13 protein-coding genes are annotated in these 14,082 nt (G+C 66.8%); 4 read left to right on the top strand and 9 right to left on the bottom strand.

The annotated features are described in order from the left end of the window. Window positions 1-768 precede the first annotated feature (768 nt). From G3N92_RS13340 to G3N92_RS13330, 3 genes are all read right to left on the bottom strand, one after another. Window positions 769-1,029, bottom strand: coding sequence for a hypothetical protein (locus G3N92_RS13340; RefSeq protein ID WP_206127996.1), 261 nt, complete (start codon window positions 1,027-1,029; stop codon window positions 769-771). Between the two features lie 277 nt (window positions 1,030-1,306). Then, window positions 1,307-1,843, bottom strand: coding sequence for a cytochrome b (locus tag G3N92_RS13335; protein ID WP_206127995.1), 537 nt, complete (start codon window positions 1,841-1,843; stop codon window positions 1,307-1,309). Next, window positions 1,840-2,931: a catalase family peroxidase gene (locus G3N92_RS13330; protein ID WP_206127994.1), complete on the bottom strand. Its 1,092-nt coding sequence runs from the start codon at window positions 2,929-2,931 to the stop codon at window positions 1,840-1,842. The genes G3N92_RS13335 and G3N92_RS13330 overlap by 4 nt, the downstream gene beginning before the upstream one ends. Before the next feature lie 250 nt (window positions 2,932-3,181). Between G3N92_RS13330 and G3N92_RS13325 the strand changes: the two genes are divergently transcribed. Together G3N92_RS13325 and G3N92_RS13320 are read left to right on the top strand one after the other, a co-directional pair. Continuing rightward, window positions 3,182-3,697, top strand: coding sequence for a sigma-70 family RNA polymerase sigma factor (locus G3N92_RS13325; RefSeq protein WP_206127993.1), 516 nt, complete (start codon window positions 3,182-3,184; stop codon window positions 3,695-3,697). Further along, window positions 3,694-4,512: an anti-sigma factor gene (locus tag G3N92_RS13320; RefSeq protein WP_206127992.1), complete on the top strand. Its 819-nt coding sequence runs from the start codon at window positions 3,694-3,696 to the stop codon at window positions 4,510-4,512. The genes G3N92_RS13325 and G3N92_RS13320 overlap by 4 nt, the downstream gene beginning before the upstream one ends. Window positions 4,513-5,163: 651 nt before the next feature. On the opposite strand, the gene G3N92_RS13315 is transcribed toward G3N92_RS13320, so the two are convergent. After that, complete coding sequence (locus tag G3N92_RS13315) at window positions 5,164-5,487, bottom strand: hypothetical protein (protein WP_206127991.1); 324 nt, start codon at window positions 5,485-5,487, stop codon at window positions 5,164-5,166. Between the two features lie 375 nt (window positions 5,488-5,862). Between G3N92_RS13315 and G3N92_RS13310 the strand changes: the two genes are divergently transcribed. Both G3N92_RS13310 and G3N92_RS13305 read left to right on the top strand, forming a co-directional pair. Then, on the top strand, window positions 5,863-6,312 hold the full coding sequence (locus G3N92_RS13310; protein WP_206127990.1) for a hypothetical protein: 450 nt from the start codon (window positions 5,863-5,865) through the stop codon (window positions 6,310-6,312). Between the two features lie 55 nt (window positions 6,313-6,367). Continuing rightward, the gene (locus G3N92_RS13305) at window positions 6,368-6,811 is read left to right on the top strand and encodes a hypothetical protein (RefSeq protein ID WP_206127989.1); all 444 of its coding nucleotides are present in this window, start codon (window positions 6,368-6,370) and stop codon (window positions 6,809-6,811) included. A gap of 60 nt (window positions 6,812-6,871) precedes the next feature. Here the strand turns inward: G3N92_RS13305 and G3N92_RS13300 are convergent, their stop codons facing one another. The 5 genes from G3N92_RS13300 to fliP form a co-directional block, all read right to left on the bottom strand. Next, window positions 6,872-9,913 carry a DEAD/DEAH box helicase family protein gene (locus G3N92_RS13300; RefSeq protein WP_206128004.1) on the bottom strand — a complete coding sequence of 1,014 codons (3,042 nt, stop codon included), beginning with the start codon at window positions 9,911-9,913 and terminating at the stop codon, window positions 6,872-6,874. A 44-nt stretch (window positions 9,914-9,957) separates the two neighbouring features. Continuing rightward, on the bottom strand, window positions 9,958-11,982 hold the full coding sequence (locus G3N92_RS13295) for a site-specific DNA-methyltransferase (RefSeq protein WP_206127988.1): 2,025 nt from the start codon (window positions 11,980-11,982) through the stop codon (window positions 9,958-9,960). A 374-nt stretch (window positions 11,983-12,356) separates the two neighbouring features. After that, window positions 12,357-13,136 carry a flagellar biosynthetic protein FliR gene (gene fliR / locus G3N92_RS13290; protein WP_206127987.1) on the bottom strand — a complete coding sequence of 260 codons (780 nt, stop codon included), beginning with the start codon at window positions 13,134-13,136 and terminating at the stop codon, window positions 12,357-12,359. Window positions 13,137-13,152: 16 nt separating this feature from the next. Then, a complete protein-coding gene (gene fliQ / locus G3N92_RS13285; protein ID WP_206127986.1) occupies window positions 13,153-13,425 on the bottom strand; it encodes a flagellar biosynthesis protein FliQ in 273 nt (90 codons plus the stop codon). 8 nt (window positions 13,426-13,433) lie between these two features. Continuing rightward, window positions 13,434-14,082: flagellar type III secretion system pore protein FliP (gene fliP, locus G3N92_RS13280; protein WP_206127985.1), on the bottom strand; the 649-nt coding region annotated here is incomplete at its 5' end.

Genomic DNA, 14,082 nt, shown 5'->3' with positions numbered 1-14,082 from the left:
ACTGTTTTTTGGGGTGTTGTTTGTGCACGGTGCACGATGCCCATGGGTCCACGAGACGTCTCATCGCATCGCTTGCTGATAAAATTCCTCTGCTTCGATCGCCTTCGCGCTTGGACAGCATTGTATACAAGCCTTCGGCCGGCTCCTTGGTTCCGGACACCTGCAGCACTACTGACACTTCCTCTACGATCGTAAAAAATGAAAATTCGAGTTCGTCGTGCACCTGCGTGCTCGTCGGTGTCGTGTTCCTGGTCGACCGCGCGCGGTCAGATTTTTTGTGTGTGGCCGCCGTCGCTACGCCCGTGATAGCCGCAATTCATGATTGGCATAATCACACTCCCGCATGAAAGCGCCCGATATGTAGTTCCCTTGGACTGCATCGGGTTCAAATCGTGGAGTCACAAGGATCTCAGCGCAACGAATCCGGACATTACGCATCAACGCATCAAATTGCTGAACGCCAGACGCAATTTTTTGATCAGCAATCACCGCGCTTCATACCGAACGTATGCGGTACCGGCTCAACGTATTTCGGTTACGCATGCGATCGGTTCGGCCGGCCGCTTCCGTCATCCGCGCGACAAGTCCGCCGAGCGCACATTGATCCTCCCGCTTTAGCTCTCACCACACAGCTGACCGTCGACCTGGGCCGCGGCTCTACAACTCCTCGCATTTCGCCCCGATCTGCGGCGCGCCAGCGGCCCGCCGCCTATTCAACTGGCTGTTCCTCATCACCGCACATCGGGTTTTCTCCCGCAACGATTCAATTCAAAACGAGACCGGCGCCCCCTGCGGCCTGTCCCGCGAATCCACATACTCCGGGAAGATCGTCACCGTCCTCGTTACGTGATTCACCTGGATGTTCACCATCTCGTCGATCTTGAAGTCGAGCCGGTTGAGGTAGTGATCCACGCGTGCCTTCCACGGCAGGAACGGCTCAGTGCCCTCCCATTCCGGTGTGGCCTGCAACCGCACCTGAAAGGTCTCTTCCTTGATTTTGCGACGTGATTTATGCTTCGCGACAGCCATGATCAACTCTCCTTGAGCGAGTTGTTTGTGGTCAGCGGATCGTGGGTGTTGCCGCACCCTCGATCCGCGCTTCACCTCGAATCCGCATCGCGTTTGCAGCGAAGCACGAAATTCGATGTACTGAAGATTTTATTCGCGCTGTTATATCGAAAGCGCGACACAGTGCGCGCATCGCAACCCCGTACACAAACCGCCCACCCAAAAGCAACACGCCCGCATAAGCGGGCGTGTCATCAACGCCAGTCGCAACCGGCATCAAGCATCGGCGGCCAACCCCTCACCGCCCCCGCACCATACTCCCCAGCACCCCATCGCGCCGGATCAACCCATGAAACAGCGCAGCAGCCAGATGCCCCACCACGGCAGCGAACAGCACGAACGCCAGCACCTCATGCGCATTGCGCAGCCACGCAAACGCAACCGGATCGGCCCCCATCAGCGCCGGCAACTGCACGCCGCCGCCGAGCGTCACCGGGTACCCACCGGCCGACAACATCGCCCAGCCGATCAACGGCATCGCCAGCATCAGCCCATACAACACCCAATGCGACAAATGCGCCCCCGCCTTCTGCCACATCGGCAGATCCTGCGGCAACGCCGGCGGCCGATGGGTGAAGCGCACCACCAGCCGCACGATCACCAATACAAGAATCGCGATGCCCAACGGCTTGTGAATCGCAATCAGCACCTCATGCCGCATCGACACGGAACTGACCATCCCCACCCCGATAAACAGCATCGCGATAATCATCGCGGCCATCAGCCAGTGCAGCAGCCGCGCAATCGGATTGAACCCGCTAGCGTTCTTCATCATTTTCCCTCCGTGGCGGCCGGAGCCTTGGGTTGCGCATAGCCGGGCACGGCAGCTTCCTCGCTGGTGCGTCGGCGGTAGGACACGGCGTAGGCGGCCGAGCGCGCCGCCAGCAGCGGGTCGCCGGACACCTCGATACCGCTCGGCAGCACCGTGGGATCGTAGTTGATGTCGCGGCACGGGCCGCTGTCCTGCGCCTCGGCCTGGTTGAGCGTCAGCGTGCCGATGTCGATGGTCTTGCGGTCGGCGGGCCACTGCTGGGTGGCGTCGTCCACGGGGTCGCCCGGGTTCGCGAGCGTCACGAGCCAGTGCCAGCGCTGCGGCCCCTTGGCGAGCCGCTCCTCGAGGTCGGGCTGCAGCACGTTCGCGCCGCTCGCCACGGCGTCGTCCTTCTGCTCCGGCACCACGCGCCAGCGCACCGGGTGCTTCACGCCCTGCGCATCGACGAAATAGAACGCGTTGATGCTGTAGTAGGTTTCGGTCGCGAAGCTCGCGCTCGGCTTGGCGGTCTTGATCCAGGCGCGGAACGCGGCCGTTTCGGGGTGCGCGGCGAAGAACGCGCCGGCCTTCTTCGGATCGGGCTTGCCGGTGGCCGGATCGGGCGCGGTGGCCAGCGTCTGCTGGTAGAACGCCTCGGGCGTGGCCACCGGGAACACCGGCATGGCGTTCATGCCGGTGCGCCATTGCGCGCCGTCCGGCGTGGTCAGGCGCAGCGCGAAGCTGCGGATCGGAATGCTCGAATCGGGCGCGTAAGGGTTGCCGCCCGGCAACGCGAAGCGGCCCACCAGCGGCGTGTTCGCGCCGGCCGCGAGAATCGACGAGCTCGAGAACGCGGCGCCCTCGCCGCTGCTCTGGAAGCTGCCGGTCACGCAGATGCCCTTGGCGTGATTGCGGCGGTAGCCGGGGTGCGGATCGCCGGGGCCTTGCAGCGCGTTGACGATCCGGCTGGCGGTCAGCCGGTGCGGCGTGAGCCAGCCGCCGGTGTAGGCGAACGCGGCCACGGCCGCCGCGGCCACGCCGCCGATCAGCGCCCAGCGCCAGGCATTGCCGCCGCTCGGCGGGTTCGGTGAATTGGGGGGAGGATGCGCCATCAGTTTCGCTCCTGACCTTGAAGTCGTTGGGGGGACGCGCATAAGACGAACGGCACGGCGCTTTATTCCCTCGCCGTCCGAAATTTCGTCGCGGCGGGCGCCCAACCACCCCGCCGCCCGAAATGTCGTCGCAGTGCGTGCCGAACCGCCCCGCTACCCTCACCCTATCTCGAAATGGAATAAAGTCGAACGGCCGGCGTCTCAAGCAGACACACCCGAAACAACCACCCGCGCCGCCCGGCGGCTCACCATGTCCACTGCCGATCTCGACGATTCGTTACGCGAACTGCTGCCGCGCCTGCGGCGTTTCGCGCTTTGGCTGACCCGCGACGTCCACGCCGCCGACGACCTCGTGCAGGCGTCGATGGAGCGCGCGCTGACGCACTGGAGCGAGCGCCGCGATCCGGACGCCCTGCGCAGTTGGCTGTTTACCATCCTCTACCGCCAGTTCCTCGATTCGCGCCGCAGCGCCAAGCGTTACGCCTGGCTGCTCGGCCGGCTCGGCGGCGACGACGAGCCGCAATGGCCGTCGGCCGAGGACGAAGTGATCACGCGCTCGATGCTCGATGCGTTCGGCAAGCTGACGACCGAGCAGCGCAGCCTGCTGCTGCTGGTTGCGGTCGAGGGCTTCAGCTACCGCGAGGTGGCGGAGCTGCTCGAGATCCCGATCGGCACCGTGATGTCGCGCCTCTCGCGCGCCCGCGCCGCGCTGCGCGCGCTCGGCGACGGCGAATCCCCCGCTCCCACGCTGCGATTGATGAAATGAACATTCCGCCCGACGACCACGATCTCCAGGCCTATGTCGACGGCCGCCTGGACGCGCCCTCGCGCGCTGCCGTCGAACGCTGGCTCGACCACCACCCGGAACGCGCCGAGCACGTGCGCCAGTGGCGCCGCGACGCGCAGGCGCTGCGCGCCGCGCTCGACGGCCTGCCACTGCCGCCGCCCACGCGCGAGCTCGATCCGGCCCTGCTTCGCGCCAACCGCCAGGCGCGGCAGCGCATGCGCGGCGCGATCGCGGCGGCGCTGTTCCTGTGCGTCGGGCTCGGCGGCGGCGCCGGCTGGATGATGCGCGGCTGGCAGATCGACAGCGGCCCGGTGCTGGCGCAGAACGCCGACGGCAACAACGTCGCCCTGCTGCCGGCGTCCACCACGATCAAGCCGATGGGCGACGCACTGGCGGCCTATCGGCTGGTGGTGGACCGCAGCGCGCAGGTGGATCTCGTCACGAACCGGCAGGCGGATCTGCAGGCCTGGCTCGACCGCTCGGTGGGCAGCGCGATCCATCTGCCCGATCTGTCGAAGGCCGGCTTCAAGCCGGTGGGCGGCCGGCTGTTCGCGACGGAAGACGGCCCGTCGGCGATGGTGCTCTACCAGGACGACGCCGGCCACGCGGTCAGCTTCTACGTGCGCCCGCCGGGCGGATCGGAGCGCGTGCTGCTGAAGAACGGCTCGCGCCGCGACGGCGCACTGCTCGCGCAATACGGCTCGCAGCAGGGCTACAACTACGCGCTGGTCGCCCCGACGAGCGGCGTGGACGACGCGGCGCTCGGCAACGCGCTGGCGGTCGTGCGGGGCTGATACGGCAGCCCGCAACGGGCGCGCGGCACAGGACATCACAGCGGATAGCCTGTGGACAGATTGGGCAAAACACGGATCTGCACAGGCTGTGCGGAAAGTTGTTCTGTGTTTCCTGTGACTGTTCACATCGCACAGGCACAGTTGTGCGGACTGCACAGCGCTGATCAAAAAGGCGTAAACGCAGTTATCCACAGCGGTGGGCGCCTTTTGTTAACTACTACTATTTGTGTATACGGGGTGGCTAAAAACTGTGGGGATAGCCGCGCGCGTGGATAAGTGCGTGCACAACCGGTTTGGAATGCTGTGCGGCTGGTGCTTGTCGCTGATACGGATCGCGGAATTGGTGGATCTCGATGTGGCTACGTGTCTCGCGGCGCTGTAACGCACGGCTGGTGGCGAACGCGGTGCGATACCCTATAACGCGCGATCTGCCTGCCAGCGTCCATGGATGCAGATCGGGATGCGGGTGACCACACGAGAGTGAGGCGCTACGACATAAGCAAGGGCGATTACACGACCGCCGGCGGGATTGTCATCGGCGTCGATGGCAGGCAATCCGCGCTGAGCAGCGATCTGTGCGTTTGCGAATGCATGCGGCATCCCTTGCTGAACGTCGAGGCCATGCGCGCAACATTCGAGTTGAGCGCACCGTCATAACGACAATACCCACCCAAGGCGGGCATTGATCAGATAGGTGCGACGTCCAAGGCGGGCTTGAATGGCCTCGCAACGTTGCGGCGTCGGCAGCGCGCTGGTTGCGGGTAATCCCGCTCGCGCTTCGAAGGCATTAAGCCATTCGCTGCTGCCGATATCGGGCCCGTGGCCGTCGCCGTCGGAGATGTCGAAGTATCGGCTGTCCAGGTAGCCAAACCATTCCATGGAGCAAGGGGCCGCCGTGGGAGTGCGCGCCACGTTCGTGGTGGCGACGAACCCGGCAAGCAGGGCGAACAGAACGATGCCCGAGAGGATTTTCATTACGCCTCTGTCTTGGGGATGGAACCGATCCATGTTATCAACCGAAGCACGCCGGTTGTCCTCGTCGATAGCGCAAAGCCGGGATGCCACGACGATTCGTCGCACTGGCCCCAGCGATCCGAGTCGACCGGCGATCGCCTTAAGTGCCTGCTCGCCATGTCAACGACCTGAATCAGACAAGGTGAAATTCACGGCGCGGCTTGATGTCAGCGCGACGCCGTAACGCAGCCGTTCGACGAATGTTCGCGGCGAAATCGGTGCTATAGCCTTGGGATTGCGATCAACAAGCGATCGCTCTCCCGAGGAATACACATGCGTATCCAAAGCAACGACTGGCAGCCGGATCCCGATTGGGAAGCGCCATCGCAAGAGAAGGTGGACGAATACGTGCAGCGCGCGACGCGTTTCATGGCCAAGGCACGCGGCTGGTGCGAAGCGCGAGGCCTGTCGGTACAGGACGAGCCGGCCACGATGAAAGCCTATGGCCTGCCCGATTTCGCGGTGCCCGGTTTGGTCATCCTGGCAGGCGACGTGCGCATGGCCCAGCTCCGGTCGGCGGCCTGGAGCACGATGCCCGGCAATGGCGCGATCGATCTGAGCGGGCCGGTGGCGAGGCATTCGTTCTATTTCCACGCGGAAGAAGTGCGGTTGAGCTGGCGCAGCCGCTTCGTCAACGGCGAGCTGATCCGCATACCCGGCTCCGTCTCGGCGGGCGTGGGCGGCAACGACTGGTTCTGGACGCCTCCACATCTTCGCCGGCACCAGCGTGTCGACGAAAGCCTGTTCATCGATCTGCTTCGGGATATGACCGCTTGTGAGCTCTGACAACCCGCTGACGCCCATACTCGACGCCTATTCGATCATCAAGGACTGCCTGGCCGTGGCGGCACGGCCGGCCGCCAACGACGAGACGGCATCGCTGCTTCGGAACCATGCCGCTGGCGCGGCGAGCCCGGCCGAGGAGCAAGCGGCCGAACTCACCGTGCTGGCCTTGTTTGCGACCTTCGAGCGCTTCGTCATCGAGCGCGTTCAGGCCTCGAATCATCTGCTCGCTCGGGCGCACCCACCGCAATACGCGATGCGGCTCGCCGGGAAATTCGAGCGGGAAATCGAGTACTGGAAATTCGCGGAGATTCTCGATCTGTTCAAGGGCGAGGTGGATCCTCATCGGATCGGCCGCATCAAGCAGATCAAGCAGTATCGCGACTGGATCGCCCACCGCAATCCAGCGCGGCAACAGTCGCATCGGATCTCGCCCGAATCCGCGTTCGAAACCCTGACGGAGATGATCGACGGCATCCGCAACGCGCACGCCGCACCATGAAAAAAGGCCGGCACGACAACCCGTCGCACCGGCCTTCCCCATCCATCTCAACTCAAACGCCTAAAACCCGAACGACCGCTGCCCCGTCACCCCCAGCAAATCGTCCACGGTCCGCGCCCGCACGAAATGCACCGGCCCCTGCGATCCCGGGCCGCCGGCGATCGCCTTGAAATGCGCCTCGCCGCAACTGATCTTGCGGCGCTCGCGGCCGCGCAGTTCGGCGTCGTCGGCGCGGCTGTCCATCTCGACCACGTAGCACTGGCTCGGCGAATCGGCCTGCTCGACCAGCACCAGCCAGTCGGGCCGGTAATCGCCGAGCGGCGTCGGCACGCGGAACCACGCCGGCAGCTTCGCGTACAGCGTCACGGCCTCGCTGGCCTCCAGCGCATCCACGAACGCGCGCTCGGCCGCCGACTCCACCGCGATATCGGTCGTGATCGATTTGCGCGCGTCCTCGCGCAGGTCCTTGCGATAGCCGGTCACCGGCTCGTCGACGAAGCGCGCGAGCGGCCACACCACGCCGTCGCCGATCCGCTTGTAGGCGATGCCGTCCACCAGCGCCTCGCGCTTGCAGCGGTTCACGGCGTCGCTCACCAGCGCGATGAACGCCTGCGGATTGATGCGGAACGCATCGAGCCGCCCGCTGCCGGTCAGCACCTCGGCCAGCGTGCGGCGCGTGAGCTGCGTGCGATCCTGCAGTTCGGTGAGCAGATCGGGCAGCGCCACGTCACCCTCGTCGAGCACCACGGTGCCGGCCGACGCGGTTTCGGTGGCTTCCACGCCGGCCTTGCCGATCGAGATGTCGGCCTTGCGCCATTGCAGCCGCGCGCGCGGCACCTCGGGCGCGGCCTTCAGCGCGGCGATGCAGGCCTCGACGAGCGCGGCGTCGTCAAAGCTCACGCGATAGGTCGTGCGGGCCTGTACGCGGCGCCAGAGGGCCTGGAACGCCTCGCCGAGCACCACGGGCTGGCCGGCGGCATCGGTGCGCAGCGCGAGCTGGCGGCGGTCGTCGGCATTGCGCACGTCGAGCCGGCCCGACAGCTTGCGCAGCAGCTCAACGATCCGGTGCCGCAGCGGCTCGAACGCCTCGGGCAGCGGCAGCACGCCGCCCTTGAGCACGATCTTCAGCGCGTCGAGCACCTTGCCCTGCGCGTCGATGAAGCCGCTCTCGTGCAGATGCGTCCACAACGCGGCCGAGCGCGTCATGCCGAGCGGTGCGGCCACGCCCTCGCCGTTCGTCACCGGAATCGCGGCGAACTGATGCGTGTCGACGATGCCGAAGCGGATCCCCGTATCGGCCTCGATCTCCTTCTGCAGATTCGCGGCGAACTGCTCGTAGCTTTCGGTCGCCACCACGGTGAGCGTGTTGACGTCGAAACCGCGCACCCGTTCGCCGCGCTGATCGACGGCGAGCCGCAGCCCGCGGCCGATGGTCTGGCGCCGCTCGCGCTCGGTGCGGATGTCGCGCAGCGTGCAGATCTGGAACACGTTCGGGTTGTCCCAGCCTTCCTTGAGCGCCGAGTGCGAGAAGATGAAGCGCAGCGGCGTGGCGAACGACAGCAGCCGCTCCTTCTCGCGCATGATCAGCCCGTAGGCGCGCTCGGCGTTCTCGCGGCCGCTCGCGTTGCTGTCGCTGGTTTCGGTCCAGCCGCCCTTGCGGTCGATCGAGAAATAGCCGTCGTGCGCGGCTTCCACGTCGATCTCGGGATCGAAGCCGGCGAACAGCGCGCGGTAGATCGGCAGCCGCGCCGCACGCTTGTATTCGTCTTCGAAGATCGCCGCGTATGGGCCCTTCATCGCGATGCCGCCCGGTTCGTAGCGCCGGTAGCGCTCCACGCTGTCGACGAAGAACAGCGACAGCACCTTCACGCCGAGCGGCTTCAGGCGCAGTTCCTTGTCGAGATGCTCGCGGATCGTGCGGCGGATCATCTCGCGCTGGATCGCCAGCGGGTCGACGTCGCCGTGCGCGTCGCCCACGGCCAGGAACGCCTCGCCGCCCGGGTAGCGCAGCTCGACGAATTCGCTGCCGCGCGTGGTGTCGATCTCGCCGATCCGGTAATCGGCGTACACGGCGCGGCGTGTCACGCGCTCGAGCAGGTCGCCGTCGCCGACGGTGACGGTCTGGCGCTCGACGCCCGACGGCGCGGCCACGTCCAGCTCCACGCGCGCGGCGATGGTGCCGCGCCGGTTGCTGACCGACACGAGCCGCACGTACGGCTTGTTGTGCGCATCCTCCACGGTGGCCGACGCCACCTCGATCTGCTTGACCAGCCGCCGCTCGTAGGCGTCCACGGCGTCGAGCCGATACACCATCTGATACAGATCGGCGTGCGTCGCCGAATAGCGCAGCGTGCAGAGCGGCGTCATCGCATCGAGCGCCTCCTTGCCGCGGCCCTCGAGGCCGCCGTCCACGCTTTGCGGCTCGTCGACGATCAGGATCGGCCGCGTCGCGCGGATCAGGTCGATCGGCTTCTCGCCGCCCGTCTTCTCGCTCGGCTTGTAGAGGTTGTTGACGTCCTTGCGGTTGATCGCGGCCACGGTGGCCACCATGATCTGCACGTTCGCGCTGGCCGCGAACCGGCGCACCTGGCCGAGCTTGCTCGAGTCGTACAGGAAATAGTCGAACGGCACGCCGTCGTAGAGCCGGCGGAAATGCGAGCGCGTGATGTCGAGCGTCTTGTGCACGCCTTCCTTGATCGCGACCGACGGCACCACGATCACGAACTTCGTGAAGCCGTAGCGGCGGTGCAGCTCGAAGATCGTGCGCAGGTAGACATAGGTCTTGCCGGTGCCGGTTTCCATCTCGACGGTGAAATCGGTGGAGGCCAGCGGCCCCGACGGCGCGAGGCCGCCGCGCACCTGCACGTCGGCCAGGTTGCGCGCGAGCGCGGCCTCGTCGATCGCGAGCCGGTTGCCGACCGCGAGCGCCGTCTCGGCCACGCCGATCGGCATCTGGCGCGCGGCGCTGGTTTCGCCGTCGCCCACCTCGGCCGCATCCACGCTGAACGCGGCGCGATGCGCATCCTGCCCGCGAAACAGGTCGCACACGGCGTTGACCGCCTCGATCTGGTAATCGAGATCGGCCTCGAAATGCAGTTCCATCATCGGCGCGCCGGCGGCCTGCGCGTCGAACGTGTTGCGCGCCATCACAAGCTCCGGACGGAACGGATTCCGTGCTGTTCGAGGATCGCCGAGAGGTTCACCTTGGCCACGTCGTCGACGAACGCGCCGTCGCGGAACACGCAGGTCACGTCGTGCACGGGCGGCGTATCGACGGCGTCGAGCACGCCCACGATGCCCTGCGCCAATACTTCGGCTTCCGAACGATCGATGCGCGCCGCGAAGCACGCGACGATCGCGCCGGCGATCACGTGCACCTGCTTGCCGGCGATCGGCAGCGTGTCCACCGGCGCGCAGAGGTCGAGGCCGAGCTTGATCGTCAGTTCGGCCAGCAGGTCGGCATCGGTGCGGCCGGCCTTGATGTGCTCGACCGCGTCGAGCAGCGATTGCTGCACGTTCGCGCCGCGCGGGTCCCATTCCACCACGTTGGTGGAATCGAGCCGGAACACGCGGAAGCCCACGTCGACGGCGGCCTCGGGATGCGCGTCGACGATCTTCGCGGCCGCGCGGCGCAGCCGTTCCTTGGTGATCTCGGCGAGATTGGCGGGGCGCTTGAGCTTCGCGCAGAACTCCGCCGCGGCCTTCTGATCCTTGCTCGACGCATCGAGCGGCTCGGGCAGTTGCACCAGCGCGAAGCGGCGGCGGCCGCCGTCGGCGGCGTTGGCTTCCATGACCGCGTGCGCGGTGGTGCCGGAGCCGGCGAAGCAGTCGAGCACGAGATCGTCGCCGCCCGTGAGCCAGCCCACCAGCGCGGCCGCGAAATCGGTCGGCTTGGGCAGGTCGAACGGAATCGCCAGCGCCTTCAGGCGCGCGTCGTCGGAGCCGCCGAACGGCAGGATCGACGGCACGTTCTCGTGCAGGTTCTCGTCGAGGAAATAGATGCGCTGCGGCTGGGTGGTTTCGTCCGCGCCGAACTCGATCAGGCCCTTGTCGAGCAGCTCGCGCATGGTGGCGGGCGGGTTGCGCCAGCCGCGCTCGGGCACGGGGCACGGCTTGCCGGTGACGGGATGGGTGAGCGCGATGAAGTAGTCGTCCGGCGCGCGCTTCTTGTTCGGCCAGGCCATCGACACGAGCCGGTAGACGCGCCCGTCCGGCGACAGCCGGTCGTACATCGCCTCGCCGCCCGACAGCGTGGTTTGCGTGCGCAGCCACGCGCGGTAGGCCTGGGTGGCCTCGGCGATGGTGGTGGTGTCGGCGATCGCGTCGTGCGCGGCGTCCAGCATGCGCTGCGCGTTGCGCTTCGGGCGCTTGAGCGGCGCGTGCTCGTAGAGCCATTCGGCGTCGCGCGCGAACAGCACGATCGATTCGTGCTGATAGGCGATGCCGCGCGCGTCGCCCTTCGGGTTGCGCTTGTCCCACACGGCCACGCCGAGCTCGTTCTCCTCGCCGAAGATCTCGCGCATCACGAGCACCAGCGCCGGCAGTTCGTGCTCGTCGATGTGCACGGCGATCAGGCCGTCGCGCGCGAGCAGGTCGAACGCAAGCTTCAGGCGCGGATACATCATGTTGAGCCAGTCGGTGTGGAACCGGCCGCTCGCCTCGGTGTGGCTGCTGACCTTCACGCCGCCGGCCGCCTGGCCGGTCAGCGCCAGGTAGTGGCGCAGGCTGTCGGTGAAGTTGTCCGGGTAGACGAATTCCTTGCCGGTGTTGTACGGCGGATCGATATAGACGAGCTTGACCGAGCCGGCGTAGCTCTTGTGCAGCAGCTTGAGCACCTCGAGGTTGTCGCCCTCGATCATCAGGTTGCGCGTGTCGTCCCAGCTCAGGCTTTCGTCGCGGCACGGCCGCAGCGTGCCGGCGGACGGCGTCAGCGCGAGCTGGCGCGCGCGGCGCTTGCCGTGCCAGGCCAGGCCGTATTTCTCGTCGGCCTCGCCGACGGTGCGTTGGCCCACCAGCGTGCGCAGCACGTCGAGGTCGAGCGCGGCGCCGTCGGGGCCTTCGGTGACGGCCTCGGGGAACAGCGCCCGAAGCCGCGCCAGGTTGTCCGCCGCGAGATCCGCGGAGCGGGCCTCGGGACTGGCGGATTCGATCTTCTGCATCGTGTTTTCCATATCAAGCTTGATTGGCGCGCCGGCTCAGGGTTCCCCGGCATCCGCCGCGGCATGCCGCGATGGCCGGCGCGCCGTGTGGCGAACACGGCTTGCGCGGGCAGGGCGGGCGCGGCGGGAACGGTGAACCGAGGGGCGCGCCCGGCGCGCCAGGGCGCGAAAAGCGCCGAGCGGGCCGGGCGGCCGGACGAACATTCTGGGGTGCAAAACCGGGCCAGGGGCCGGTGCAGCGGCAGGCGGCCGCGCTTCACCGGCATATCCGCGCGGCGCCGCTCGCGGCGCGCCCGATGAAGGCGCGCGAAGCGGGGCGCGAATGGCGGAAAACGGGGAAGGGCGCGGCCGGCCGCGGGGCCGGTTTGCACAACGCGAGGCGAATTTTAACGGAAGCCCGCGGCCACGCGGCCCATCATCTCGTAGCCGTTGTCGAACAGGCGCGAAAAGAACGGGATCATGTTGGGCACCATCAGCTGCACCAGCAGCAGCCCGACCAGCATCAGCACGGGAAAGCCCACCTGGAAGATGCCGATCTGCGGCGCCGCGCGGTTCAGGATGCCGAGCGCCAGGTTGGCGATCAGCAGAGCGGCCACCACCGGCAGCGCCAGCAGCAGCCCCATCGCGAACACGTTGATGCCGGCCCCGGCAATCACGCGCCAGCCGGCCGGATGCAGCAGGTCGGCCGACACCGGCACGCTGGAGAACGACGCGACGATGCCCGCGATCAGTTGCAGATGGCCGTCGAACGCCACGAACGCGAGCATCGCGAACGCGTTGAGCACGCGGCCCAGCATCGGCGTGGTGCCGGCGTGCGGATCGAAGAAGGTGGCAAAGCCGAGGCCCATCTGCAGGCCGATGTAATCGCCGGCGGCCTCCACCACGGCGAACACGATCTGCATCGTGAAGCCGAGCGACACGCCGATCAGGAACTGGTTGATCAGGATCCAGATGCCCTCGGCCGAGAACACGGTGGCCTGCGGCAGCGGCCCGAGCGCGGGCGCCACGGCGATCGCGATGAACGCCGACACGCCGATCTTGACGCGCACCGGCACCGCCGCGTTGCCGATCAGCGGCGCGGTGGCGACCAGCGCGAGGATCCGCACGAACGGCCAGAGGAAGGCGGTCAGCCAGCCGTTCAGTTGCGCGTAGGTGACGGAGAACATCGGCGCGGCGGAGCGCTCAGGCGACGCCGAGCGTGGCGACGTGCATCAGGATGTCGCGCGTGTAGTCCACCAGCGTGGACAGCATCCACGGCCCGGCGATCACCATCGCCACCACCACCGCGAGCAGCTTGGGGATGAACGACAGCGTGGTTTCGTTGATCTGGGTGGCGGCCTGGAACAGGCTCACCACCAGGCCCACGACGAGCGCCACCAGCAGCAGCGGCGCGGCCAGCAGCAGGCCGATCATCATCGCCTGGTGCGCCAGCGTCATGACGGTTTCGGGAGTCATCGCCGCGCCTAGGTGAAGCTTTGCGCGAGCGAGCCGATCAGCAGCTGCCAGCCGTCCACCAGCACGAACAGCATCAGCTTGAACGGCAGCGAGATGGTGGTCGGCGAGACCATCATCATCCCCATCGACATCAGCACGCTCGCCACCACCAGATCGATGATCACGAACGGGATGAAGATCGTGAAGCCGATCTGGAAACCGGTCTTCAATTCACTGGTGAGAAACGCGGGCACCAGCAGCGGCAGCGGCACGTCCTCCGGGCCCTGCATCGGCGGGGCCTTGGCGATCTTCGCGAACAGCGCGAGATCGGTCTCGCGGGTCTGCTTGAGCATGAACGTCTTGAACGGCGCGAGGCCGCGCTGCACCGCCTGCTCCATCGGCAGCGTGCCGGCCGAGAACGGCTTGTAGCCGTCGTTGTAGGCACGGTCGAGCACCGGCGACATCACGAACAGCGTCAGGAACAGCGCGAGGCCCACCAGCACCTGGTTGGGCGGCGTGGTGGTGGTGCCGAGCGCCTGGCGTAGCAGCGACAGCACGATGATGATGCGCGTGAAGCTCGTCATCATCAGCACGATGGCCGGCAGGAACGACAGCATCGTGAGCAGCAGCATCGTCTGCACGCTCAGCGAATACGTGGTGCCGCCGTTCGGGCCGGGA

The organism is Burkholderia sp. Ac-20379 (genome assembly GCF_017104645.1).
GTDB lineage: Bacteria > Pseudomonadota > Gammaproteobacteria > Burkholderiales > Burkholderiaceae > Burkholderia.
Note: the sequence above shows the minus strand (reverse complement) of the source record. Positions and strands in the feature narration are given on the sequence as shown.

What these genes read in the sequence shown, in the direction of transcription:
- G3N92_RS13340 (WP_206127996.1), bottom strand. Translation starts at nt 1,029, where the DNA reads ATGGCTGTCGCGAAGCATAAATCACGTCGCAAAATCAAGGAAGAGACC.
- G3N92_RS13335 (WP_206127995.1), bottom strand. Translation starts at nt 1,843, where the DNA reads ATGATGAAGAACGCTAGCGGGTTCAATCCGATTGCGCGGCTGCTGCAC.
- G3N92_RS13330 (WP_206127994.1), bottom strand. Translation starts at nt 2,931, where the DNA reads ATGGCGCATCCTCCCCCCAATTCACCGAACCCGCCGAGCGGCGGCAAT.
- G3N92_RS13325 (WP_206127993.1), top strand. Translation starts at nt 3,182, where the DNA reads ATGTCCACTGCCGATCTCGACGATTCGTTACGCGAACTGCTGCCGCGC.
- G3N92_RS13320 (WP_206127992.1), top strand. Translation starts at nt 3,694, where the DNA reads ATGAACATTCCGCCCGACGACCACGATCTCCAGGCCTATGTCGACGGC.
- G3N92_RS13315 (WP_206127991.1), bottom strand. Translation starts at nt 5,487, where the DNA reads ATGAAAATCCTCTCGGGCATCGTTCTGTTCGCCCTGCTTGCCGGGTTC.
- G3N92_RS13300 (WP_206128004.1), bottom strand. Translation starts at nt 9,913, where the DNA reads ATGGAACTGCATTTCGAGGCCGATCTCGATTACCAGATCGAGGCGGTC.
- G3N92_RS13295 (WP_206127988.1), bottom strand. Translation starts at nt 11,982, where the DNA reads ATGGAAAACACGATGCAGAAGATCGAATCCGCCAGTCCCGAGGCCCGC.
- fliR (WP_206127987.1), bottom strand. Translation starts at nt 13,136, where the DNA reads ATGTTCTCCGTCACCTACGCGCAACTGAACGGCTGGCTGACCGCCTTC.
- fliQ (WP_206127986.1), bottom strand. Translation starts at nt 13,425, where the DNA reads ATGACTCCCGAAACCGTCATGACGCTGGCGCACCAGGCGATGATGATC.